The 20,435-nt window shown below is 70.3% G+C and carries 22 protein-coding genes; 16 read left to right on the forward strand and 6 right to left on the reverse strand.

The features are described from left to right. Positions 1 to 68: 68 nt before the first annotated feature. A complete protein-coding gene (locus SACMADRAFT_RS10240; RefSeq protein ID WP_009153737.1) occupies positions 69 to 1,070 on the reverse strand; it encodes a GlxA family transcriptional regulator in 1,002 nt (333 codons plus the stop codon). A 71-nt stretch (positions 1,071 to 1,141) separates the two neighbouring features. Between SACMADRAFT_RS10240 and SACMADRAFT_RS10245 the strand changes: the two genes are divergently transcribed. After that, a complete protein-coding gene (locus SACMADRAFT_RS10245) occupies positions 1,142 to 1,918 on the forward strand; it encodes an NAD(P)H-dependent oxidoreductase (RefSeq protein ID WP_040926276.1) in 777 nt (258 codons plus the stop codon). Here SACMADRAFT_RS10245 and SACMADRAFT_RS10250 read toward each other — a convergent pair. Next, on the reverse strand, positions 1,906 to 2,130 hold the full coding sequence (locus tag SACMADRAFT_RS10250; protein ID WP_009153739.1) for a hypothetical protein: 225 nt from the start codon (positions 2,128 to 2,130) through the stop codon (positions 1,906 to 1,908). The genes SACMADRAFT_RS10245 and SACMADRAFT_RS10250 overlap by 13 nt on opposite strands. Positions 2,131 to 2,222: 92 nt before the next feature. Between SACMADRAFT_RS10250 and SACMADRAFT_RS10255 the strand changes: the two genes are divergently transcribed. Further along, positions 2,223 to 3,713 (forward strand): aminotransferase-like domain-containing protein, encoded by a 1,491-nt coding sequence (locus SACMADRAFT_RS10255; protein WP_009153740.1) that lies wholly within the window; start codon positions 2,223 to 2,225, stop codon positions 3,711 to 3,713. A 26-nt stretch (positions 3,714 to 3,739) separates the two neighbouring features. Here SACMADRAFT_RS10255 and SACMADRAFT_RS10260 read toward each other — a convergent pair whose 3' ends face one another. Further along, positions 3,740 to 4,159 carry a MarR family winged helix-turn-helix transcriptional regulator gene (locus tag SACMADRAFT_RS10260; RefSeq protein ID WP_009153741.1) on the reverse strand — a complete coding sequence of 140 codons (420 nt, stop codon included), beginning with the start codon at positions 4,157 to 4,159 and terminating at the stop codon, positions 3,740 to 3,742. A gap of 148 nt (positions 4,160 to 4,307) precedes the next feature. On the opposite strand from SACMADRAFT_RS10260, the gene SACMADRAFT_RS10265 reads away from it, so the two are divergent. The 4 genes from SACMADRAFT_RS10265 to SACMADRAFT_RS10280 are packed head-to-tail and all read left to right on the forward strand — an operon-like array spanning position 4,308 to position 8,211. Continuing rightward, positions 4,308 to 5,216, forward strand: coding sequence for an SDR family NAD(P)-dependent oxidoreductase (locus tag SACMADRAFT_RS10265; RefSeq protein WP_009153742.1), 909 nt, complete (start codon positions 4,308 to 4,310; stop codon positions 5,214 to 5,216). Between the two features lie 49 nt (positions 5,217 to 5,265). Beyond that, positions 5,266 to 6,144, forward strand: a complete 879-nt coding sequence (locus SACMADRAFT_RS10270) for a 4-hydroxyphenyl-beta-ketoacyl-CoA hydrolase (RefSeq protein ID WP_009153743.1) — start codon at positions 5,266 to 5,268, stop codon at positions 6,142 to 6,144. Continuing rightward, on the forward strand, positions 6,141 to 6,605 hold the full coding sequence (locus SACMADRAFT_RS10275) for a MaoC family dehydratase (RefSeq protein ID WP_009153744.1): 465 nt from the start codon (positions 6,141 to 6,143) through the stop codon (positions 6,603 to 6,605). Before SACMADRAFT_RS10270 ends, SACMADRAFT_RS10275 begins: the two co-directional genes overlap by 4 nt. A 37-nt stretch (positions 6,606 to 6,642) precedes the next feature. Next, the gene (locus tag SACMADRAFT_RS10280) at positions 6,643 to 8,211 is read left to right on the forward strand and encodes an AMP-binding protein (protein WP_009153745.1); all 1,569 of its coding nucleotides are present in this window, start codon (positions 6,643 to 6,645) and stop codon (positions 8,209 to 8,211) included. A 92-nt stretch (positions 8,212 to 8,303) separates the two neighbouring features. Here the strand turns inward: SACMADRAFT_RS10280 and SACMADRAFT_RS10285 are convergent, their stop codons facing one another. Together SACMADRAFT_RS10285 and SACMADRAFT_RS10290 are read right to left on the reverse strand one after the other, a co-directional pair. Further along, on the reverse strand, positions 8,304 to 9,056 hold the full coding sequence (locus SACMADRAFT_RS10285; protein ID WP_009153746.1) for a maleylpyruvate isomerase family mycothiol-dependent enzyme: 753 nt from the start codon (positions 9,054 to 9,056) through the stop codon (positions 8,304 to 8,306). Between the two features lie 47 nt (positions 9,057 to 9,103). Next, on the reverse strand, positions 9,104 to 10,039 hold the full coding sequence (locus SACMADRAFT_RS10290) for an AraC family transcriptional regulator (protein WP_009153747.1): 936 nt from the start codon (positions 10,037 to 10,039) through the stop codon (positions 9,104 to 9,106). A gap of 110 nt (positions 10,040 to 10,149) precedes the next feature. On the opposite strand from SACMADRAFT_RS10290, the gene SACMADRAFT_RS10295 reads away from it, so the two are divergent. From SACMADRAFT_RS10295 to SACMADRAFT_RS10325, 7 genes are all read left to right on the forward strand, one after another. Further along, positions 10,150 to 11,247, forward strand: a complete 1,098-nt coding sequence (locus tag SACMADRAFT_RS10295) for an MBL fold metallo-hydrolase (RefSeq protein WP_009153748.1) — start codon at positions 10,150 to 10,152, stop codon at positions 11,245 to 11,247. Positions 11,248 to 11,312: 65 nt separating this feature from the next. After that, the gene (locus tag SACMADRAFT_RS10300; protein ID WP_009153749.1) at positions 11,313 to 12,452 is read left to right on the forward strand and encodes a CapA family protein; all 1,140 of its coding nucleotides are present in this window, start codon (positions 11,313 to 11,315) and stop codon (positions 12,450 to 12,452) included. A gap of 99 nt (positions 12,453 to 12,551) precedes the next feature. Further along, positions 12,552 to 13,505: a threonine ammonia-lyase gene (locus SACMADRAFT_RS10305; RefSeq protein ID WP_009153750.1), complete on the forward strand. Its 954-nt coding sequence runs from the start codon at positions 12,552 to 12,554 to the stop codon at positions 13,503 to 13,505. Between the two features lie 21 nt (positions 13,506 to 13,526). After that, on the forward strand, positions 13,527 to 14,027 hold the full coding sequence (locus tag SACMADRAFT_RS10310; RefSeq protein ID WP_009153751.1) for a PH domain-containing protein: 501 nt from the start codon (positions 13,527 to 13,529) through the stop codon (positions 14,025 to 14,027). Then, positions 14,024 to 15,562 (forward strand): PH domain-containing protein, encoded by a 1,539-nt coding sequence (locus SACMADRAFT_RS10315; protein ID WP_009153752.1) that lies wholly within the window; start codon positions 14,024 to 14,026, stop codon positions 15,560 to 15,562. Before SACMADRAFT_RS10310 ends, SACMADRAFT_RS10315 begins: the two co-directional genes overlap by 4 nt. 65 nt (positions 15,563 to 15,627) lie before the next feature. After that, positions 15,628 to 16,656 (forward strand): aminotransferase class V-fold PLP-dependent enzyme, encoded by a 1,029-nt coding sequence (locus SACMADRAFT_RS10320; RefSeq protein ID WP_009153753.1) that lies wholly within the window; start codon positions 15,628 to 15,630, stop codon positions 16,654 to 16,656. Between the two features lie 50 nt (positions 16,657 to 16,706). Continuing rightward, positions 16,707 to 17,345: a hypothetical protein gene (locus SACMADRAFT_RS10325; protein WP_040926278.1), complete on the forward strand. Its 639-nt coding sequence runs from the start codon at positions 16,707 to 16,709 to the stop codon at positions 17,343 to 17,345. Between the two features lie 12 nt (positions 17,346 to 17,357). Here the strand turns inward: SACMADRAFT_RS10325 and SACMADRAFT_RS10330 are convergent, their stop codons facing one another. After that, a complete protein-coding gene (locus SACMADRAFT_RS10330; RefSeq protein WP_009153755.1) occupies positions 17,358 to 18,308 on the reverse strand; it encodes a ferritin-like domain-containing protein in 951 nt (316 codons plus the stop codon). Between the two features lie 99 nt (positions 18,309 to 18,407). Here SACMADRAFT_RS10330 and rimP point away from each other — a divergent pair, with 99 nt between their 5' ends. From rimP to SACMADRAFT_RS29055, 3 genes are read left to right on the forward strand one after another with little or no spacing between them, the layout of a single operon-like run. Continuing rightward, entirely contained in the window at positions 18,408 to 18,947 is a 540-nt protein-coding gene (gene rimP / locus SACMADRAFT_RS10335; protein ID WP_009153756.1) for a ribosome maturation factor RimP, read from the forward strand. Beyond that, entirely contained in the window at positions 18,944 to 19,987 is a 1,044-nt protein-coding gene (gene nusA / locus SACMADRAFT_RS10340) for a transcription termination factor NusA (protein WP_009153757.1), read from the forward strand. The genes rimP and nusA overlap by 4 nt, the downstream gene beginning before the upstream one ends. A gap of 26 nt (positions 19,988 to 20,013) precedes the next feature. Further along, the gene (locus SACMADRAFT_RS29055) at positions 20,014 to 20,382 is read left to right on the forward strand and encodes a YlxR family protein (RefSeq protein WP_009153758.1); all 369 of its coding nucleotides are present in this window, start codon (positions 20,014 to 20,016) and stop codon (positions 20,380 to 20,382) included. Positions 20,383 to 20,435 lie beyond the last annotated feature (53 nt).

Genomic DNA, 20,435 nt, shown 5'->3' on the forward strand with positions numbered 1-20,435 from the left:
CGTGAGAAGGCTTGCGAGCTCGCCACCGTCGTGGGGGCAGTCGCTGGATGGAGAGTCCACCTATCTGATTAACGCCGTGTAGTTGTGGCTTGTTCCGTCACGCGCACTCCCCGGAACGTGCCCCGGTACACACTCGGGGAAACGCCCAGCACCGCGTTCAGGTGTTGTCGCAGCGACGCGGCGGTGCCGAAGCCGGTCTGCGCCGCGATCCGGTCGATCGGAAGGTCGGTGCGTTCCAGTAACTGCCGCGCCCGCTCCACGCGTTGCTGCGTCACCCAGCGCAGCGGCGACATCCCGACCTCCTGCCGGAAGCGGCGGGTGAACGTCCTGGTGCTCATGGACTCGACCGAGGCGAGGTCGGGCAGCGAAAGCGAGCGGTCGAGGTTCGCCAGCGCCCACGCTCGTGCCCGCCCTGTCGAGGACTCGCGGGGTGAGGCCACGGGCCGCTGCACGTACTGCGCCTGCCCGCCTTCCCGGTGCGGGGGCACGACGGTGCGCCTGGCGACCTCGTTGGCGACGGCCGCCCCGTGGTCACGCCGGATCACGTGTAGGCACAGGTCGATCCCGGCCGCCTCTCCCGCAGAGGTGAGCACGTCCCCGCAGTCGGTGTAGAGCACGTCCGGATCGAGTTCCACCGAAGGGAACAGCCGCCGAAACGACTCGGCGGAAAGCCAGTGTGTGGTGGCGCGGCGACCGTCGAGCAAGCCCGCCGCGGCCAGCACGAACGCGCCGGTGCAGATGGACGCCATCCGGGCGCCCGGCCGGATGAGCGCCAGCGCCGCCGCCAGTGCGGGGCCGAGTCTGCCGTGAAGCTCGGTCTCGTCCGGCTCGTGGGTGGCCGGGACGACCACGGTGTCGGCGAGCGCGAGCGCTTGCGGACCGTGCGTCACGCTGATGGTGAAGTCGGCGTCGGTGCGCACTTCACCGGGGGCGAGCGCACAGGTCACCACCTCGTACAGCGGCTCGCCGCCCGGTGAGCGGGCGGCGCCGAACAGTTGGTGCACCAGACCCAGTTCCAGTGGCATGACGCCGTGGCGGGCCAGTACGGCGACACGGTGCGGCCTGCTCATGGCCCGATTCTTTCACATGTTGTCTTTCGGGCCACTCGATCGCGAGCCGACCGGGGCACATGCTCGAGGTCATGAACGTGTTGTGGCTCTTCGCTCACCCGGAACCTCGCTCGCTCAACGCGGCGTTGAAGGACGACGGGGTGCGGACACTGACCGAGCTGGGTCACCAGGTCCGCGTGCACGATCTCTACGCGATGAAGTGGGACCCGGTGGTGCAGCCGTGCGACTACGGCCACGACCCCGACGAACGCCTGCTGGTCAGCAAGGTGTCGAGGCAAGCGCACGCCGAAAACCGGCTCAGCGCCGACATCCGTGCCGAGCAGCAGGCTGTGCGGTGGGCCGACACCCTCGTCGTGCAGTTCCCGATGTGGTGGTTCGGGATGCCCGCGATACTCAAGGGCTGGTTCGACCGGGTGTTCGTGAACGGGTTCGCCTTCGGCGTCGCCGACCCCGTCACCGGCCGCACCATGCGCTACGGCGACGGCGGTCTGGCAGGCAAGCGTGCGATGGTGCTCACCACGATCGGTGCACGCGAGTCGTCGTTCGGGCCCAGAGGCATCCACGGCGAACTGTGCGAGGTGCTCTTCGGCGTGCACCACGGCATCTTCTTCTACTCCGGTATCGAGGCACTGCCACCGCTGGCGGTCTACGGGGCCGACCGGGCGGACGAGGCCGACTTCGTGGTCGCCGCCGAGCGGTTGCGGCAACGGTTGGCGGCACTGCAGGAACTTCCCGCCCTGCCGTTTCGGCACGAGAACAGCGGCGACTACGACGCCGATCTCGTGCTGCTGCCGCACCTCGCGCCCGGTGAGACCGGCGTGTCGATCCACTCCCGTCACGGTGACTGAAGCCGGGTAGGAGATCTGCCGCTCAACTCGGCGGTGTAGTGCTCGATGCGCTCGGCGTGGGCGGCCCCCACCTGCCACAGCACCAGCAGGCCCACGACGACGTCCCGCGCCAGCCGCGGTTGCACGTCCGGTTCGGGGCCGGGCAACCACACGGCCCTGCCGATTCCGGCAAGCGCAGCGGCGACGACGAGGGCGAACGACACGACGAGCATGAGCGGCGGTACCCCTTCCCTGGGCAGTCCACTTCGCGATTGGATCGATGTCTCCTAGACTCCTGCGAAGATTGGACTCCGAGGAAGGGCCAATGCGGGCGGAAGTGGATCGTTTTCGGCGGGGTGCCGCGTTGGCGGCGCTGCTCGGCGAGTGGAGCACCGGGCCGGGCCCGCTGTACCGCAAGCTCGCCGACGCGCTCTCCCGTGTCGCTGAGGAAGGCGCGCTGGAAGTGGGAGAGCGGCTTCCTTCGGAACGAGAGCTGGCGAGGTCGCTGGCGGTCAGCAGGTCGACGGTCGTGGCCGCCTACGACGAGTTGCGTGCCCGTGACGTACTGGACCGCAGGCGGGGCAGCGGCACGCGGGTCAACGGGCGCAACAGGGGCCCGCGCGGCGACGGGCGGGTGAGGGGCGGTCAGGGTACGGCCATCTTCCAGCGACTGATCGACGGCCCCGGCCCGGCGATCTCACTGGCGTGCGCGGCGGACGAGGCTGCCGTGGAGGTCGGGCAGGTGATGCGGGAGGTCGTCGCGAAAGACCTGGACGAGTTGCTGTCCGAGCCCGGATACCACCCTCATGGGCTGCCAGCCCTGCGCCAGGCGATCGCCGAGCGCTACACCCGCTTCGGCCTGCCCACCACCGCGGACGAGGTGCTGGTGACCACCGGCGCGCACCAGGCGCTCGGTCTGCTGTCCCAGGTCTACCTGCGGCCGGGAGCCACCGTGGTGACGGAGTCGCCGAGCTGGTCGCCGTGCCTGGACATCTTCCGTGAGGCAGGCGTGAGCCTGGTGGCGGTCCCGCTGGACGAGGAGGGCATCGACCCCAACGGGCTGGCTGCCGCACTGGCCGAACACGAGCCTGCGCTGCTGTACGTGATGCCGAGCTTCCACAACCCTGCCGGGGTGCTGATGTCGTCGGCGCGCAGGCGTGCGGTCGCCGAACTCGCCTCCCGGCACGGCGTCGCCGTGGTGGAGGACAACGCCTACGCCGGGCAGAATCTATCGCCGACCGCGTCACTGCCCGCGCCGCTTGGCGCTTACGCCGAAGCCGGGTCGGAGACGCTGACGCTGGAGTCGTTCAAGGGAATCTGGGGCGGTCTGCGCATCGGCTGGATCCGTGGCCCGGTCGGGATCATCGAGCGTTGCGCGCGCCGGAAGGCGCTGGCCGATCTCGGCAGTCCGGTGTTCGAGCAGGCGGTGGCCGCCCGGCTGGTTCCGCGCATGGAGGAGATCGGCGAGCGGCAGGTGGTGTCGCGGCGGCAGCAGTGCGCGCTGCTGGAACGGCTGCTGGCCGACCGGCTGGCCGGGTGGACCTGGCGCCGCCCCGACGGCGGCTCGTCGCTGTGGGTGCGGCTTCCCGACGGCGCCAGTGCCGACGTGTTCGCGCAGTTGGCGCTACGGCACGGGGTCGAGGTGATCCCGGGCTCGACGATGGACCCCAGCGGCGCACACGACGATCACCTGCGCATACCCTTCGCGCGCCCGCGGCGCGAGGTCGAGGAGTTGGTGGACCGGCTGGCGCTGGCATGGACGGAACTGCGCAGGCATGGACCGCGCGAGGAGACCCCGATTCGCCCCATCGTCTGAGCCATCGCGGTTGGCAGGTGAGCCGGTCAGGAGGCCAGCCGCAGCAACAGCCGTTCCAGCGTCCTGCGCTCGTCCTCGCTGAGACCGGCGAGCAGTTCGTCGTCGACACCTCTGGCCAGCTCGCGGGTGGTGTCGAGGGTGGACCTGCCCGCCTCGGTCACGACGACGACACGGGTTCGCCGATCGTCCGGGTGTGAGTCGCGACGCACCAGGCCGGCACGTTCCAGGTCGTCCACGAGCGAGACGACCGCACTGGGGTCCACCCCGAGCACCTCACCGAGCTCGCGCTGCGAGAGCCCACCCTGCTCCGCCGACGCCGACAACACCGTGTAGTGCCTGCTGCGCAGGCCGAACGGCTCAAGCGCGCGGTTGAGATTGCGGATGGCGCGGCCACCCGCACGGGCCAGCAGAAATCCGACCCTGCCGGAAGGGACGGCGTGCGGCATCGGCTCCGCGGTGGCGATGGCTCCTCCTCGTGCAGCTGGGTGTCACCACATTCTTCCAGCAAACCACATGCCAGAAACAATGGTTGACAATCATAACGATTGATGAGTACACCTTTATAGCAGGAAACCTTAAGGAAGGGATGCCTCGATGGACCTCACCGGGAAGGTCGCGATCGTCACCGGCAGCGGTCGTGGGCTCGGGCTGGCCTATGCCAAGGAACTCGCGGCCTCGGGTGCGAAGGTCGTCGTCAACGACGTCGACGAGGCCACAGCCGACGCCGCGGTCAAGGAGATCACCGCCTCGGGCGGTGTCGCCGTCGCCGAGGTCGGGGCCGTGGGTGGCACCGAGGTCGCCGAGGCACTCGTCGCCCGCGCCGTCTCCGAGTTCGGCCGCCTCGACGTGCTCGTCACCAACGCCGGCGTGCTGCGGGACAAGGTGCTGTGGAAGATGTCGGACGACGACTTCGACACCGTCGTCGACGTCCACCTGAGGGGCACCTTCACCTGCGCCCGCGCGGCAGCGCGGCAAATGCGGGAGCAGGGTGACGGCGGCAGGCTCGTGCTCGTCGGTTCCCCGGCGGGCCAGCGAGGCAACTTCGGCCAGACCAACTACTCCGCCGCCAAGGCGGGCATCGCCGCCTTCGCCCGCACCTGGTCGATGGAACTGGCGCGCGCGGGCATCACCGTCAACGCGATCATCCCGGTGGCGGCCACGGCGATGACCGAGACCATCCCGGCGCTGAAGGGCTACGTCGAGGCGATGCGGGCGGGTGAGCCGATGCCGACGTTCGCGCGCAGGGCACTGGCTTTCGGCAGCCCGCAAGACGCCGCCGGGCTGGTGGCCTTCCTCGCTTCCGACGCCGCCGCCGAGATCACCGGCCAGTGCATCGGCATCGGCGGCGACCGGCTCTCGCTGTGGTCGCACCCGCAGCAGGTCGCGGCCGCATACGCCGACGGTGGCTGGAGCGCCGACGCGATCGCGCAGGCGTGGTCCACCACGGTGGGAGCGGAGCCGCAGAGCGTCGGGGAGAAGCTCCCCGAACCTCCCGCGAACTGAGCCCGTACACCAGCCCGTACCCACCAGCCCGCCGAGGAAACTGGAGAGCATGGACCACACGCAACTCGACGCCATCGACGTCCACGTGCACGTCGAGACCGACGGCAGCGGGCACATGTCGCTGCCGGAGGAGTTCCTCGAGGCGTCGGCCAAGTACTTCGGTGCCGACCATCGCGCCCCGACGATTCCCGAGATCGCCGACTACTACCGGCAGCGACGGATCGGCGCGGTGGTGTTCACCGTCGACATCGAGGGCGCCACCGGCCATCCCGCGCTGTCGAACGAGTACGTCGCGCAGGTCGCCGCCGAGCACTCCGACGTGTTGCTGCCGTTCGCCAGCATCGACCCTGCCAAGGGCAAGGCAGGCGCGGCCAGGCTACGAAAGCTGGTCACCGAACACGGAACCCGCGGCATCAAGTTCCACCCCAGCATCCAGGACTTCGCGCCCAACGACGGCACCGCGTACCCGCTGCTGGAGGTGGCGCAGGAGTTGGGTATCCCCGCGCTGTTCCACACCGGACAGACGGGCATCGGCGCGGGTATGCCCGGTGGCGGTGGCATCAAGCTCGGGCTGTCCAACCCCATGCTGCTCGACGAGGTGGCGGTGACGTTCCCGGAGTTGACGATCATCCTGGCCCACCCCTCGTTCCCGTGGCAGGACGAGGCCCTCGCCGTGGCCACCCACAAACCGAACGTCTACATCGACCTGTCCGGCTGGTCACCGAAGTACTTCCCGCCGCAGCTGGTGCGCTACGCCAACAGCCTGCTGCAGGACAAGGTGCTCTTCGGCTCCGACTACCCCCTCATCACCCCGGACCGGTGGCTGCGTGACTTCGACAAGCTGGAGATGAAGCCCGCGGCCCGGCAGAAGATCCTGAAGGACAACGCCGTGCGCGTGCTGCGGCTGGAAGAGGAGAACCGAAAGTGACGGCAGCGACGACCAGGGTGTCCTTCAGCGAGGTCAAGACGCTGGTGGGCAAGGAGCTCGGGCAAAGCGACTGGATCGAGGTGACCCAGGAGCGGATCAACACCTTCGCCGATGCCACCGGCGACCACCAGTGGATCCACGTCGACGAGGAGAAGGCCAAGGACGGGCCGTTCGGCGCGACGATCGCCCACGGCTACCTCACCCTCTCCCTGCTCATTCCGTTGTGGACGGCTCTGCTCGACGTCGACGGCGTGTCCACCAAGGTGAACTACGGGCTGAACAAGGTCCGCTTCCCCTCGCCGGTGCGTGCGGGCTCGCGGGTTCGGCTGACCGGCAAGCTCGCGCAGGTGGAGGAGGTGGGCGGCGGCGGACTGCAGCTGACCGCCGACCTCGTCGTGGAGATCGAGGGCGAGGACAAGCCCGCCTGCGTGGCGCAGCCCGTCTTCCGCTTCTACGCCTGAACCACCCCGCGGTTTCGAAGGCTCACCGAGGAGCAGCATGATTTACCGCAGTCCGCTGCCGGACATCGAGATCCCCGAGATCACGCTCACCGAGTACGTCATCGGCGCGGCGGCCGAGTTCGGTGAGAAGGTCGCGCTGCTCGACGCCGTCACCGGCGAGCGCATCACCTACGCCGAACTGGCCTCCGGCGTCTCGGCCTGCGCGGGCGCGCTGGCCGGGCTCGGGGTGCGGCCGGGCGACGTCGTGGCACTGCTGAGCCACAACCAGCCGCGCTACGCACTCGCGCTGCACGGCGCCATCGCGGCGGGTGCCGCCGTCACGCCGATCAACCCGGTCTTCACGCCCGCCGAGATCGCCAAGCAGGTGACCGCGTCGAGGGCCAAGGTGCTCATCACCTCCGAACAGGTGGCGGGCAAGGCGGCCGAGGTGGCACGGCAGACCGGCATCGAGCACGTCTTCGTGCTCGGTGAACCGGCCGCGGACTCCGGCCTTCGCGGCTTCGACGAGTTGCGCGGCAGTGGCGAGACCGCGCCACGGCTCGACCTGGATCCGGCCACCACCGTGGCCGCGCTGCCGTTCTCCAGCGGTACCACCGGAACCGCGAAGGGAGTGCGGCTTTCGCACCGCAACCTCGTGGCCAACCTGGCGCAGAACCGGGTCGGTTGGCGCATCAGCAGCGACGACGTGCAGGCCGCCGTGCTGCCGTTCTTCCACATCTACGGGTTCACGATCATCCTCAACTCCGGCCTGCTCGGCGGTGCGACGGTGGTGACGCTGCCGCGCTTCGAGTTGGACGGCTACCTGGCAGCGCTGGCAGAGCACAGGGTGACCCGCGCCTACTTCGCACCACCGATGGTGCTGGCACTGGCCGACGCACCCGGTGTGGAGAACCACGACCTCTCGTCGTTGCGGTACGCGTTGTGCGGCGCCGCGCCGCTTGACGTGGAGGTGACCGAGCGCGCCGAGAAGCGGCTCGGCTGCCTGATCCGGCAGGGCTACGGCATGACGGAGGCCAGTCCCGGCACCCATCAGGTTTTCGACGACGACTTTGCCACCACCCCACCGGGAAGCGTCGGCAGGCTGTCGCCCAACACCGAGGCGCGGCTGGTGCGGCCGGGCACCGACATCGACGTCGAACCGGGCGAGACCGGGGAGTTGCTGGTGCGCGGCCCGCAGGTGATGCTCGGCTACCTCGACAACCCGGAAGCCACAGCGGAGACGATCACCGAGGGCTGGCTGCACACCGGTGACCTGGTGCGCGTGGACGACGACGGCGTGTTCTGGATCGTCGACCGGCTCAAGGAACTGATCAAGTACAAGGGCTACCAGGTGGCGCCCGCGGAGCTGGAGTCGGTGCTGCTGAGCCATCCCGCCGTCGCCGACGCGGCGGTGATCGGTGTGCCGCACGCCGAGGGCGGTGAGGCGCCGAAGGCGTTCGTGGTGCCCAAGGCGGCGGCCACAGTGCAGGCCGACGAGTTGCTCGCCTGGGTGGCGCAACGGGTCGCCCCGTACAAGAAGATCCGCCAACTGCAGTTCGTCGACGCGATCCCGAAGTCGCCGACGGGCAAGATCCTGCGCAGGCTGCTCAAACAGCAGCAGGCCTGAAGCCCCCGCGAGTCCCCCGCTCCTGCCCGCGAGTCCCCCGTTCCTGCCCGCGAGTTCTGCGGCCATGCCCGCGAGTTCTGCGTTGCCGAACCCTAGTTCCAGCGCACGTGCAGCAGCCGGGGCCAGGCCTCGACCACGGTGGCATCACCGGCGACGTGCAGCGGCCACAACGGGGCGCGGTTCCACAGCGCGAGGTACAGCTCGTGCGCGGTGCCTCGCAGCGTGGTGTCCGCGGCGCCGTCCGGCCCGCCTCGGCGGACGACCGGCCTGCCGTTACTGATCAGCACCGTCCAGTCGGAGCCGGTGTCGGTGGCGGACACGTGCAACGTGTGTGGTGACTCCAGCCGCATCCGCTGCGAGCGGACGGCGAAGCAGTCGAGCAGTTCGTCGATGCCGTCGGCGGCAAGCGCGGGCTCGACGGGACCGACCTTGCCCGCCGCGGCCTCGGCGTCGACCCGGTGCACGGTGGTCTCGTGTGCCTGCCTTCGGGCCCAGTGAGCCAGCGGTGAGCTGGCGCGCAGAAACGTCCAGCACCGCAGATCGTGCGGAGCCGATCGCACCGAGGCGACCAGAGCGGTGCAGCCCACCCGAAGCCACTCGGGCAGTTCGGAGTCGGTGGGGATGTCGTCGGCGATGTCGTGGGCCTCGGGTAGTTCGAGCGGCACCGTCCTGCCCGATACGAACTCCCTCGCCCACCGATGCACGCCGCCGGTGTGCAGCAACAGGTCACGGACCTGCCAGCCCGGACACGCCGGTACCTCGGTCAGCGGACCCGCCGTCTCGGCCGCCTCGGCGAGTCGGTGCCCGGACTCCTCGATCGCGTTCGCCCATGCGGTGATATCCACCCGAGTGAGTATCGCAGTGCGCCGATGCCCGACGACGGCCCGACGGCTCAGCCGCCGCTCGCCTCGCGGTAGCGCCGTGGACTCACGCCACGTACCCGTTTGAACGCCGCGCTGAGTGCGAACGCGCTGCCGTATCCCACCTTCCTCGCCACCGACTCGACCGTGGAGTCCGGCTCGCGAAGCAGGTCGGCGGCCAGGGCCAGGCGCCACTCGGTGAGGTAGGCCATCGGTGACTCGCCGACGAGCCCGCTGAAGCGCCTGGCAAGGGCGGCGCGGGAAACCCCGGTCCTTTCGGCCAATTCCTTCACCGTCCACGGATACGCGGGATCGTCGTGCAACAGCCTGAGCGCCTCACCCACCACGGGGTCGGTGTGCGCGCGGTACCAGGAACCAACGGCCTGCGAGTGCGCCGACCACGCGCGCACGGCCGTCACCAGCAGCAGGTCGAGCAGCCGGTCCAGCACGACGTCCTGGCCGGGCTGCTCCCTTTCGATCTCGGCGTCCAGCAGCCCCACCAGTGGTGATTCCAGCTCACCTCGGCCGACGACGGCGACCTCGGGCAGCGCCGAAAGCAGCCGGGAACCGATCTCGCCGCCCACCGGGTAGGCGCCCACGAGCATGGTGGTGCTCGCCGTCACCGCGGTTCCCCACGTCCTCGGCCCAAGCGAGAACTCCTCGCACAACGGCTCGCCGCGCGGTGTCGTGCCGCGCTGACCGTGTTCGATGATCACGGTCGGTGGTGTGGCCGGGTCGTCGGCGACGGTGTAGGGGTTGCCGCCACGCACGAGCGCGACGTCGCCTGCGCACAACGGCACGGCGTCGGCACCGTCGGGTACCAGCCAGGCACTGCCCCGCGCCAGCGCGATGAGCGTCAACGGCGAGCGGTCGCGCACGAGCAGTGACCACGGCCGGTCGAGTACGACGCGCAGCAGGAACGCGCCCCTGGCTCGCGGCCCGTCGAGCAGGCTGCTCAGCGCGTCCATGGCGAGCAGATTAGCCGCCCGCGGCCGAGTATCGCGTGGAACACCATGACCGCCCCGCACGTTTCCCTGCTCGAGCGCGGGGTAGGTCGATCGAGGAGGAGGGAGCGGACATGGCGAGGTTGCTGGGCACGTTGACGGTGGGAATGGGTGCGGTGACGGCGGCCGGTGTCGCGGCGGCGGCATCCGGCGTGCGCTCTGCGATCGGCGGAACACCCGATGAAGCCGCGCTGCTGGGTTCACCGCAGTTTCGTGACGGGGCCTTCCGCAACCTCATCGAGCCGCAGTGGTTGCCGGACGGCAGTGGTCGCGAGGTCGTTCGTGAGTTGCTGTCGGGGCGAGGGTCGCGCCGCCCGGCGGGCAGTGTGCCGCTCGTGGAGCCGGACGCGTACGCACCCACCGACGGCCTCCACCTGACGTGGTACGGGCACGCGTCCTCGCTGGTCGAGCTGGACGGGGTGCGGGTGCTGCTGGATCCGGTGTGGGGTGAGCGTGTGTCGCCTTCCCGGCTGGTCGGGCCGAAACGGTTGCACCCGGTGCCACATCGACTGGCGGACCTGCCCGCGCTCGATGCCGTCGTGATCTCCCACGACCACTACGACCACCTCGACATGTCCACCGTGCGCACCCTCGTGCGCACGCAGCGGGCGCCGTTCGTGGTCCCGCTCGGCGTGGGTGCGCACCTGCGAGTGTGGGGCGTGCCCGAATCCCGCATCGTCGAACTCGACTGGGGTGGCGAAACCACGGTCGGCGACCTCCGCATCGTCGCCACCCCGGCGCAGCACTTCTCCGGAAGGGCGTTCTCCCGTAACAACACGCTGTGGGCGTCGTGGGTCATCGCCACGCAGGCACACCGGGTCTTCTACAGCGGCGACACGGGATACTGCCAGGCCTTCCGCGAGATCGGCGAGCAGCACGGACCGTTCGACCTCAGCCTGGTGCAGGTGGGTGCCTACGCCAGTAGTTGGCCCGACATCCACATGACGCCGGAGGAAGGCGTTGCCGCCCACCTCGACGTGCGTGGCGAGCTTCTCGTTCCGGTTCACTGGGCCACGTTCAACCTCGCGCCCCATTCGTGGACCGATCCGGTGGACCGCGTGTGGAAGGAGGCCAAGGCGCTCGACGTCTCGCTCGCCGTGCCGAAGCCGGGGCAACGCATCGCGGTCGCGGCACCCCCACCTGTCGATGGTTGGTGGCAGACCCTTACCTGAGAGGGTGGTTTGGATCACTGCGGGTGACAAGGCAGGATAGCGCCACCCACCCGAAAGGCTGATCCATGAATCGTCGTGCCGTGGCGGCGGTGCTCGGAGCCGCACTCCTGGCCGGCGCGTGCGGTACGTCGCCTGCCGAACAACGACCGATACTGCCGCAAGGCCCGGCGAGCGCATCAACGCCTGCCGCCCCCGTGGACACCCTGACCGTCGTGGCCACGGGTGACGTGCTGATCCACCCCGCGCTCACCGAGCAGGCCGCGCGCGAGGCGGGCGAGAACGCGGGCCCCGACGACTTCGACTACGGCCCGCTGCTGGAGGGGGTGCGGCCACTGGTGTCCAAGGCGGATCTCGCGCTGTGCCACCTCGAGGTCCCGCTTTCACCGGACGGCGGACCCTACAGCGGTTACCCCCAGTTCAGCGCGCCACCCGAACTGGCCGACGCGCTGGCAAGGGTTGGCTACGACGGCTGCTCCACCGCCTCCAACCACGTGCTCGACCAGGGCGAGGACGGCGTGGTCAGCACGCTGGACGCGCTGGACGAGGCAGGCCTGAAACACACCGGCTCCGCGCGCACCGAGCAGGAGTCGGACACGCCGCTGGTGATGGATGTCGGCGGGGTGCGGTTGGGGCATGTCTCCTACACCTTCGGCTTCAACGGCATACCGGAGCCGCCGGACAAGCCGTGGCTGTCGAACGAGTTGGACGCCGAAGCGATCGTCGCCGAGGCCAGGGCGGCCCGCGAGGCGGGGGCCGAGGTGGTGATCGTGAGCGTGCACTGGGGGCAGGAGTACGTGCACGAACCCACCGAGGAGCAACGCGCGCTCGCGCGAAGGCTGCTCGACGAGGAAGCCATCGACGTGCTCGTGGGTCATCACGCCCACGTGGTGCAGCCCATCGAACGCATCGGCGACAAGTGGGTCGCGTACGGCCTCGGCAACTCGGTGGCGCGACACGCGGAGCCCCGCGGGGTTTCCGAGGAGGGCATCGCGGTGCGGTTGCGCTTCACCCGGGTGCACGGCGACTGGGTCGTCGACGGTATCGAGTACATCCCGACGCTTGTGGAACTCGGCCCGCCGATCCGGTTGATCGACCTGACGACGGCCGAGCCGACGCCGCGCCGCACCGAGGCGCTGCACCGCACCGACCAGGTCGTGCTCAGCCGTGGTGGCGCCGAGCACGGACTGAGCCGCCCCGGCCGCTGACACACCTGCCGAACCCGTTCGGTGGTAGCGCCTGCCCGAACCCGGTTCGGCCGTGAGAATCACGTGGCCGCGCGGTAGCTGAAGGAGCAGGCTGGCGGTATGGGCAATCGAGAAGTACGCACACCCTCGGCCGAAGACGTGGAACGTGCCTGGTCGGTCGTGCGCGCGGTGCTGCCACCCACCCCCGTCGTGGGTGAAGGGCCGCTGCTGAAGCTGGAGTCGCTGCAGCCGACCGGGTCGTTCAAGGTACGTGGCGCTCTCAACGCGCTCGCGGCGATCGGGCGCGGCGAGCACGTGGTCACGGCCTCGGCGGGCAACCACGGGCTCGGAGTCGCCTTCGCCGCGACCAGGCTCGGCCGTCCTGCCACCGTCGTCGTGCCGGAGAACGCCTCGTCCGCCAAGATCGCCGCGCTGGGTCGGTTCGACATCGAACTCGTCCGCGAGGGCCGCTCCTACGCCGAGGCGGAGGCACACGCACTGCGGTTGGCCGAGCGCGGGGCGTACTTCCTCTCCCCATACAACGACCCGCACGTCATCGCTGGGCAGGGCACCATAGGTCACGAACTGGCCGAGCAACTCACCGGGCGACGGCTCACCGTGGTGTGCGCGGTCGGCGGGGGCGGGTTGGCGTCCGGACTCGGGTTGTGGGCGGCGACCCAACCGGACGTGCGCATCGTCGGGGTGGAGGTGGACGCCGCACCCTCCATGGCCGAGGCGGTGAAGGCAGGCCACCAGGTCCCCATCGAGGTGCGCCCGACGATCGCCGACGGTATCGCGGCGAACCTGGAACCGGGTTCGGTGACGATCGACCTGGTCGCCAAGCACGTCGACCGGATCGTGTCCGTCACCGAAACCGAGCTGCGGGCAGCGGTGCGGCACCTGGCGGCCACGCACGGTGTGGTCACCGAGGGGGCCGGAGCCGCGGCGGTGGCCGCCCTGCTGGCGGGCAAGGTGGAGTCACGGGGCGATTCGGACCGGTTGGTGGCCCTCGTCTCCGGCCGCAACATCGCCCTCGGCGTACTGGCCGAGGTGCTAGCCTCCAGCCAGCCGTAGGGCCGCGGAGGGGAGTTGCCGATGGGGGATACCGCCTCGCTGCGGCTGCGTCCGCCCAGGAACCAGGTCGACCGCAAAGCGCTGCACTGGTGGCGGACCAACCTGCTGCTGTGGGTAGGCATCCCGCTCGCGGTGCTGGTGCTGCTCGCCACCGTGCTGTCCACGGTGGCGAGCTGGCTGCTCGTGGCCGCGGCCGCCGTCGCCGCGGTGGGCCTGCCGGTGGCGGTCCTGCTTCCACTGTGGTGGTACCGGGTGCATCGCTGGGAGATCACCGACGACGCGGTGTACACCCGTACCGGCTTCTTCTGGCAGGAATGGCGAGTCGCGCCGATGTCTCGCATCCAGACCGTGGACACCCAGCGCGGACCGCTGGAACAACTGTTCGGACTGGCGACCGTCACGGTCACCACCGCGTCGGCCAAGGGCGCGGTGACGATCCCAGGTCTGGACCACCGGCTCGCCGCGCAGGTCGCCGAGCAACTCACCAGCACCACCCAGGCAACCCCGGGGGATGCCACGTGACCACCTCCCGTCAGCCACCCGGGGTGGACGAGGCGGGGCCCGCCGTGTGGCGAAAACTGGACAGGCGCACGGTGGCGGTCACACTGCTGCGTGCGGTCGGAGTGGCCGTTGCCGCCGGATTCCCCACCGGGGCGGCGATCGCGGGCGGCACCTCACCGCTGGTCGCAACGGCTGTCGTCGTGCCGGTGGCGGTGGTGCTGATCGCCGCGGCCGGGCTCGTCGACGATCTGCGATGGCGCAAGACCAGCTACCGCGTCCTGCCCGATCGTGTCGAACTGCGCAAGGGGATCGTCGTGCGCAGCAGGCGCACGCTGAGCCGGCATCGCATCAGGGCCGTCGACATCACCGCGCCACCGTTGCTTCGTGCTTTCGGTCTGGTGCACGTCAAGCTCGGCACCGGGGAACAGACCTCGGCGGGGGAGAGCTCGCTGGTGCTGCACCCGCTGACCAGAGCAGAGGCCGACGATCTGCGCACCGAACTGCTGCACCGGGTCACGCCTGTCAGCAGGAGCCTCGCGCCCGCCGACGGGCTGCTCGCCACCTTCCAGCCCTCGTGGGTGCGGTTCGCCCCGATGTCGTTTCTGACCCCGACACTGGGGCTGGCCTTTTTCGGGGTGATCCTGCAGGTGGCCGAGTGGTTCGGGCTCCGGTCCGGTGTGATCAGTTGGGCGCTGGACCTGCTGCGCGGCCTTTCGCTGCCGCTTGCCGTGCTCGCACTGCTGGTCACCGGTCTCGCCGTTGGCGTGGCGGGCTCGATGGCGTTGTTCGTGGAGATGTGGTGGCGGTTTCGGCTCGAACGCGAGCCCAACGGCACCCTGCGGGTGCGGCGGGGGCTGCTCACCACGCGGTCGATCTCGCTGGAGGAGCGCCGGCTTCGTGGTGTCGAACTCGTCGAACCGCTGGGCAACCGGCTGGTCGGCGCGGCGAGGGTGGACGCGGTGGCCACCGGGCTCGCGCGGCAGAACTCCAAGGAGCGCACCGACCACAAGACCCTGCTGCCGCCCGCGCCGCGCCGGGAGGCCGACCGGGTGGCTGCCGTCGTGCTCCGCGAGCCCGCCTCGCCGACCGAGTCCGTACGGCTGCTGGCTCACCCCGCCGCGGCACGGGGACGCCGGGTGCGGTGGGCGCTGCTCGCGGTCTCCGCCGTGGTGCTGCCGCTGCTGGTTGTGGGTCTTGCCGGGGTGCCCGTGCTGCTGCCGGTCGCGGGAATCTGCGGGGCCGTGCTCGTGCCCGTCGCGCTGGCCGTCGCTTACGACGCCTACCGCAACCTCGGTCACGGACTCACCGGCGACTACCTGGTCACCCGAAGCGGCGCCCTACGGCGCAGCACGGTCGCGCTGCGACGGCGCGGCATCATCGGGTGGACCGCAAGACAGTCGATCTTCCAGCGGCGCAAGGGATTGCTCACGCTCACCGCGACAACGGCGGCGGGCGCGGGGGCCTACTCGATCTACGACATCGGGCAGGCCGAGGGACTGGAGTTCGCCGAGGCGGCGGTCGGCGAGCTGTTCGGCCCCTTCCTCGAACGCGCCTGACCGCACGCGGGACGCACGGCGGGAAATGCGGCGACCGGCGCGGCGGCCCGCCGTAGGCTGAGGCCGTGCGAAACGCGTTCGGCGCCGAGTTCGACGGCTGTGACGGTTACCTCAACACTCCCAGCATCGGTGTGCCACCGGTAGCCGTGGCCGATGCCGTCGAGCACGAACTGCGGCGATGGCGCACCGCGGCGGCGGCTCCGCCGGACTACGACGCCGCCGTGCAGCAGACCCGAGCGGCGTTCGGCGCGCTGGTGGGCGTGCCGGGGGAGCGGGTCGCCGTCGGAGCGAGTGTCTCGCAGGTGATCTCCATGGTCGCGGCCGGACTTGCCGACGGCGCCACGGTGCTGGCCGCCGAAGGCGAGTTCACCAGTGTCACCTTTCCCTTCGCCGCCCAGCAACGGCGCGGCGTCCGGGTGCGCGAAGTCCCGCTCGCCGACCTGCCCGCTCACGTCGAGGGGCATGATCTCGTGGCGGTGAGCGTGGTGCAGTCGGCCGACGGAGTGCTGGTCGATCTGGCCGCGCTGCGCTCCGCCTGCGAGGCGGCACGGGTGCCGGTACTGCTCGACGCCACGCAGGCCGCAGGCTGGCTGCCGCTGGAACTGGACTGGGCCGACTGGGTCGCGGGAGCGTCGTACAAGTGGCTGCTCGCTCCGCGCGGCGCCGCCTGGCTCGCCGTGCACCCGCGGGCGGCCGAGCGCACCGTGCCCGTCGCGGCGAACTGGTACGCGGGCGAGGACCCGTGGCAGACCGTGTACGGGCTGCCGCTTCGACTGGCGGGCGGCGCGCGGCGGTTCGACCTCTCACCCGCCTGGCTGCCGTTCGCGGGTGCCGCGGTGGCACTGCCCTACCTCGTCTCGCTGGACCGCAAGGCGGTGTACCGGCACTGCACGGGCCTTGCCGATCTGCTGTTGTCCCGGCTGGGGCTGCCGCCGCGTGGCACCGCCATCGTGGCGCTGGACAGCGAGGGCGCGGCGGCGCGCCTGGCCGCCGCGGGCGTACGGGCCAGCGTGCGGGCGGGCAGGGCGAGGGTCGGCTTCCATATCTACAACACGGAGGCCGACGTGGAGCGGGTCGTGGACGCTCTTGGTTGAGCCGCGTACTACCGTCACCGCCTGTGGCCGGACAGCAGTACAACCACCGAGTGAGTGACACCTCGCCGATGCCCGTGATCACCGGGCCCCCGCCCGCGGCTCCACCACAACGAGGGCCCAGGCTCGTGCTCCACGCCGTGGGCCTCGTCGCCGTAGCGGTGGTGTCGGGACTGGTGTGGTGGCTCATCCGCTCCGGCGGCGGAGTCTCGGGGGAGCCCGCGGCGCCGACCCCAGCGAACCCGTTGACCAGCGGGGAGTTCAGCTACACCGTGGTCGCGGGCCCGCAGACGTCGACCGACTGCGCGGGCAACGCCTACGGCGACGTCGCGAACTGGTTCGTCCAGCACCCCTGCGAGCGGGTGGTGCGGGCGCTGTACACGACCCGCTCCGGCGAGGCCAGAGCCCTCGTGTCGGTGGTGGTCGTGACGATGCCGACCGCGACGCAGGCCCAGCAACTCAAGCTCATCACCGACACCGACGGCACGGGAAACGTCAACGACCTCGTCCGCGACGGTACGGCCTCGCTACCGGGCGCCCCCTCGGTTGCCGGAGGTGAGTACCACTCCAAGTCCGAGGGCAAGGAAGTGACGATCGTGGAGTCGGAGTTCTACGGCGACCACGCCGACGACGCGTTGCTGACTCGCATCGGCTCCGACGCGTTGCGGCTCTCGGAGGCGTTGCGCAGCTGAGGGCCGAGCCTGCTAGGGCCGTTGCTCGCCCCGCCCTGGCAGCGCGATCGCCGCGGGACTCATCCCCGCCTCCATCCGCCAACTCGTGCAGCGGGTGGCCGAGCCGACCAGTGCCTGCGTGGCCAGTACCCGCAGGCGCGCGTCGTCGCTGTGTTCGAGCACGCCGTGCCAGGCCCTGGCCGCGTCCGTCTCCGCCGTGATCACCACGGCCTGCGCCGATTCGGTTCCGGTGACCGGTTGCGGGGGCAGGTACGCAGGCTCCGGGGGGCGGGGCGTGGCGCCTGCCGCGGTGAGCACCCGTTCGCAGGCATCCCTGCGGTCGCGGTGCGCGTCGGTGCCCGCCTCGATGCCCTTGCCGAAGTCTTCCGGCAGGAAGGCGCTGACCAGGCCGTACACCCACACCGCGGCGTGTTCGGCGGCGAGTGCCTCCTGCAGAGCGGCCACCGATTCCTCGGCGAGCGCGCCGGTGGCCACGCGGCTCACCTCCCCGGGTTGCTCCGCACCGAGAGCGGGCGCGAGCTGCTGCAGCGCGGCACACCCGGCGGAGACCGAGCCGACCAGCCCCGCCCGGTGGCGCGGCAGTTTCGGGACCAGTTCGGCCGCCTGCTGCCGCGCCTCGGCGAGCCGCCCGCCGAGCGCTTCGATGCTGTCCACGGTGTGTGGCGGCGCGGGCGGCGGCGACTCCGGTACAGGCCGGTTGAGCCGGTCGACCTCGGCGCGCAATGCCCGCGCCTGCGCCGTGCGAGCCTGTGCCACCTGCCTGGCCAGGTCGGCGTGTTCGGGCGCCGCCGCAAGCGCGGTCGCCGCCTCGGCGTCGGACGTGGCGCGCAGCAACAGCGGCAGCAACGGGTCGGGACTGTCGTCATAGCCGCCGGAACACGCCGTGGCCACCGGCGCGGCGAGCGCGGTGAGCGCGGCCGCGCGAAGGAGGTCGCGACGTGTCAGCGGACCAGGGGATCTCACAGGACGCCATCCTGCCAGCGGGGTGCGACGGACGGCGCGAGGCGGTCCCGGCAAGATAAGCTGGACCACTACTTGACAAGGACAACAGGGAGCATCACGGTGCCCAACGAACTCGCCAGTCGGCTCGAGCCACTCGTGGCCGACGCCGTCACGGCCGCGGGTTTCGATCTCGACGCGCTGGACGTGCAGCAGGCCGGACGGCGCAAGCTGGTCAAGGTCGTCGTCGACGGGGAGGAAGGCGTCGAACTCGACCAGGTGGCCGAGATCAGCAGGGCGGTGTCCGCGGTGCTCGACGAGCACGAGGAACTGATCGCGGGGGCGTACACGCTCGAGGTGACCTCGCCGGGGGTCGACCGGCCACTGACCAAGCCGCGACACTGGCGCCGGGCCAAGTACCGGCTCGTTCGGGTGACCCCACGGGAGGGTGCCGAGTTCGTCGGCCGCGTCGGGAACGCGACAGACAACAGCGTGCGGATGCTCGTGGACGGCACCCTGCGCGAACTGGCCTACGCCGACGTGGCGAAGGCAGTGATCGAGATCGAGTTCAGGCAGCCGCCGACAGGTGAGCTCAAGCTGCTGGACAACGACGCCTGCGGCAAGATCGGGGAAGGCGCCGGACCGAAGGAGGAGTCGAGGTGAACGTCGACATCGCGGCGTTGCGCGCGATCGAACGGGACAAGGACATCCCCTTCGAGACGGTGCTGGAGGCGATCGAGAGTGCCCTGCTGACCGCGTACAAGCACACCGAAGGCCATCAGCCACACGCCAAAATCGACATCGATCGCAAGACGGGTTACGTGCGGGTACTGGCGCACACCCTCGACGAGAACGGCGAGATCGCGCAGGAGTGGGACGACACCCCCGAGGGGTTCGGCCGAATCGCCGCCGCCACCGCGCGCCAGGTGATCCTGCAGCGGCTGCGCGACGCCGAGCACGAGAGGACCTTCGGCGAGTTCTCCGCGAAGGAGGGCGAGATCGTCGCCGGTGTGATCCAGCGCGACGCGCGGGCCAACGCTCGCGGCATGGTGATCGTGCAGGTGGGCGAGACGGAGGGTGTGCTTCCCGCCGCCGAGCAGGTGCCGGGGGAGACCTACGAGCACGGCGCCAGGATCAAGGCCTACGTCGTGGGTGTGGCCCGCTCGGCCAGAGGACCGCAGATCACGCTGTCGCGCACCCACCCCAACCTGGTGCGCAGGCTGTTCGCGCTGGAGGTGCCCGAGATCGCCGACGGCACCGTGGAGATCGCCGCCGTGGCCCGCGAGGCGGGGCACCGTTCGAAGATCGCGGTGCGGTCAACCGTTGCGGGCGTCAACGCCAAGGGCGCCTGCATCGGCCCGGTCGGTGCGCGTGTGCGCAACGTCATGAGCGAACTCGGCGGCGAGAAGATCGACATCATCGACTACTCGGAGGACCCGGCCAGGTTCGTCGGGAATGCGCTGTCGCCCGCCAAAGTTGTATCCGTCAAGGTCGTGGACGAGCGTGTCAAGACGGCACGGGTCGTCGTCCCCGACTTCCAGCTTTCGCTCGCCATCGGCAAGGAAGGGCAGAACGCCCGTCTCGCTGCCAGGCTGACCGGCTGGCGCATCGACATCCGCAGCGACGCCGCACCGGAGTCGGGGCAGCGGCAGGTCGATCCGGACGAGTCACCGCACGCTGCGGCTACCGGTTCGGCTGAGTGATTGACCAAGGGCTAAACTGGGTAACGGTGCGACGCCCGCAGTCGGAATCGACACGCCGTGAACACGGGGGGTACGGAGTAACACCCGTTCGTACCTGTGTCGGGTGCCGGCGGCGGGCATCGGTCGGAGAGTTGTTGCGCATCGTCGCGGAGGACGGGCGGCTCGTCGTCGATACTCGACGGCGGCTACCTGGTCGAGGTGCCTGGTTGCACCCAGACCTGGAATGCCTGTCCAAAGCCGAGCGGCGGCGGGCGTTCCCCCGGGCATTACGGGTCCTGGGGGCGCTCGACGCGGACGGCATGCGGCATGATGTGAAGCGGCTCGCCGAGAGCTGTACGGATTCGGGGAGTTCCCGGATCCAGCCGGAAACAAGGAAGCAGGTCGACCCGTCATGAGTCAGCCGTGAAGCTGAAGCCATGAACGCGCGACGATAGGACGAGGTCAGCGG

Origin of the sequence: Saccharomonospora marina XMU15 (assembly GCF_000244955.1) — a bacterium.
Classification (GTDB): Bacteria; Actinomycetota; Actinomycetes; order Mycobacteriales; family Pseudonocardiaceae; genus Saccharomonospora_A; species Saccharomonospora_A marina.

Excerpts from the sequence above, each read along its gene's own strand:
- SACMADRAFT_RS10240 (WP_009153737.1), bottom strand. The coding sequence starts at position 1,070 with ATGAGCAGGCCGCACCGTGTCGCCGTACTGGCCCGCCACGGCGTCATG.
- SACMADRAFT_RS10245 (WP_040926276.1), top strand. The coding sequence starts at position 1,142 with ATGAACGTGTTGTGGCTCTTCGCTCACCCGGAACCTCGCTCGCTCAAC.
- SACMADRAFT_RS10250 (WP_009153739.1), bottom strand. The coding sequence starts at position 2,130 with ATGCTCGTCGTGTCGTTCGCCCTCGTCGTCGCCGCTGCGCTTGCCGGA.
- SACMADRAFT_RS10255 (WP_009153740.1), top strand. The coding sequence starts at position 2,223 with ATGCGGGCGGAAGTGGATCGTTTTCGGCGGGGTGCCGCGTTGGCGGCG.
- SACMADRAFT_RS10260 (WP_009153741.1), bottom strand. The coding sequence starts at position 4,159 with ATGCCGCACGCCGTCCCTTCCGGCAGGGTCGGATTTCTGCTGGCCCGT.
- SACMADRAFT_RS10265 (WP_009153742.1), top strand. The coding sequence starts at position 4,308 with ATGGACCTCACCGGGAAGGTCGCGATCGTCACCGGCAGCGGTCGTGGG.
- SACMADRAFT_RS10270 (WP_009153743.1), top strand. The coding sequence starts at position 5,266 with ATGGACCACACGCAACTCGACGCCATCGACGTCCACGTGCACGTCGAG.
- SACMADRAFT_RS10280 (WP_009153745.1), top strand. The coding sequence starts at position 6,643 with ATGATTTACCGCAGTCCGCTGCCGGACATCGAGATCCCCGAGATCACG.
- SACMADRAFT_RS10290 (WP_009153747.1), bottom strand. The coding sequence starts at position 10,039 with ATGGACGCGCTGAGCAGCCTGCTCGACGGGCCGCGAGCCAGGGGCGCG.
- SACMADRAFT_RS10295 (WP_009153748.1), top strand. The coding sequence starts at position 10,150 with ATGGCGAGGTTGCTGGGCACGTTGACGGTGGGAATGGGTGCGGTGACG.
- SACMADRAFT_RS10300 (WP_009153749.1), top strand. The coding sequence starts at position 11,313 with ATGAATCGTCGTGCCGTGGCGGCGGTGCTCGGAGCCGCACTCCTGGCC.
- SACMADRAFT_RS10305 (WP_009153750.1), top strand. The coding sequence starts at position 12,552 with ATGGGCAATCGAGAAGTACGCACACCCTCGGCCGAAGACGTGGAACGT.
- SACMADRAFT_RS10310 (WP_009153751.1), top strand. The coding sequence starts at position 13,527 with ATGGGGGATACCGCCTCGCTGCGGCTGCGTCCGCCCAGGAACCAGGTC.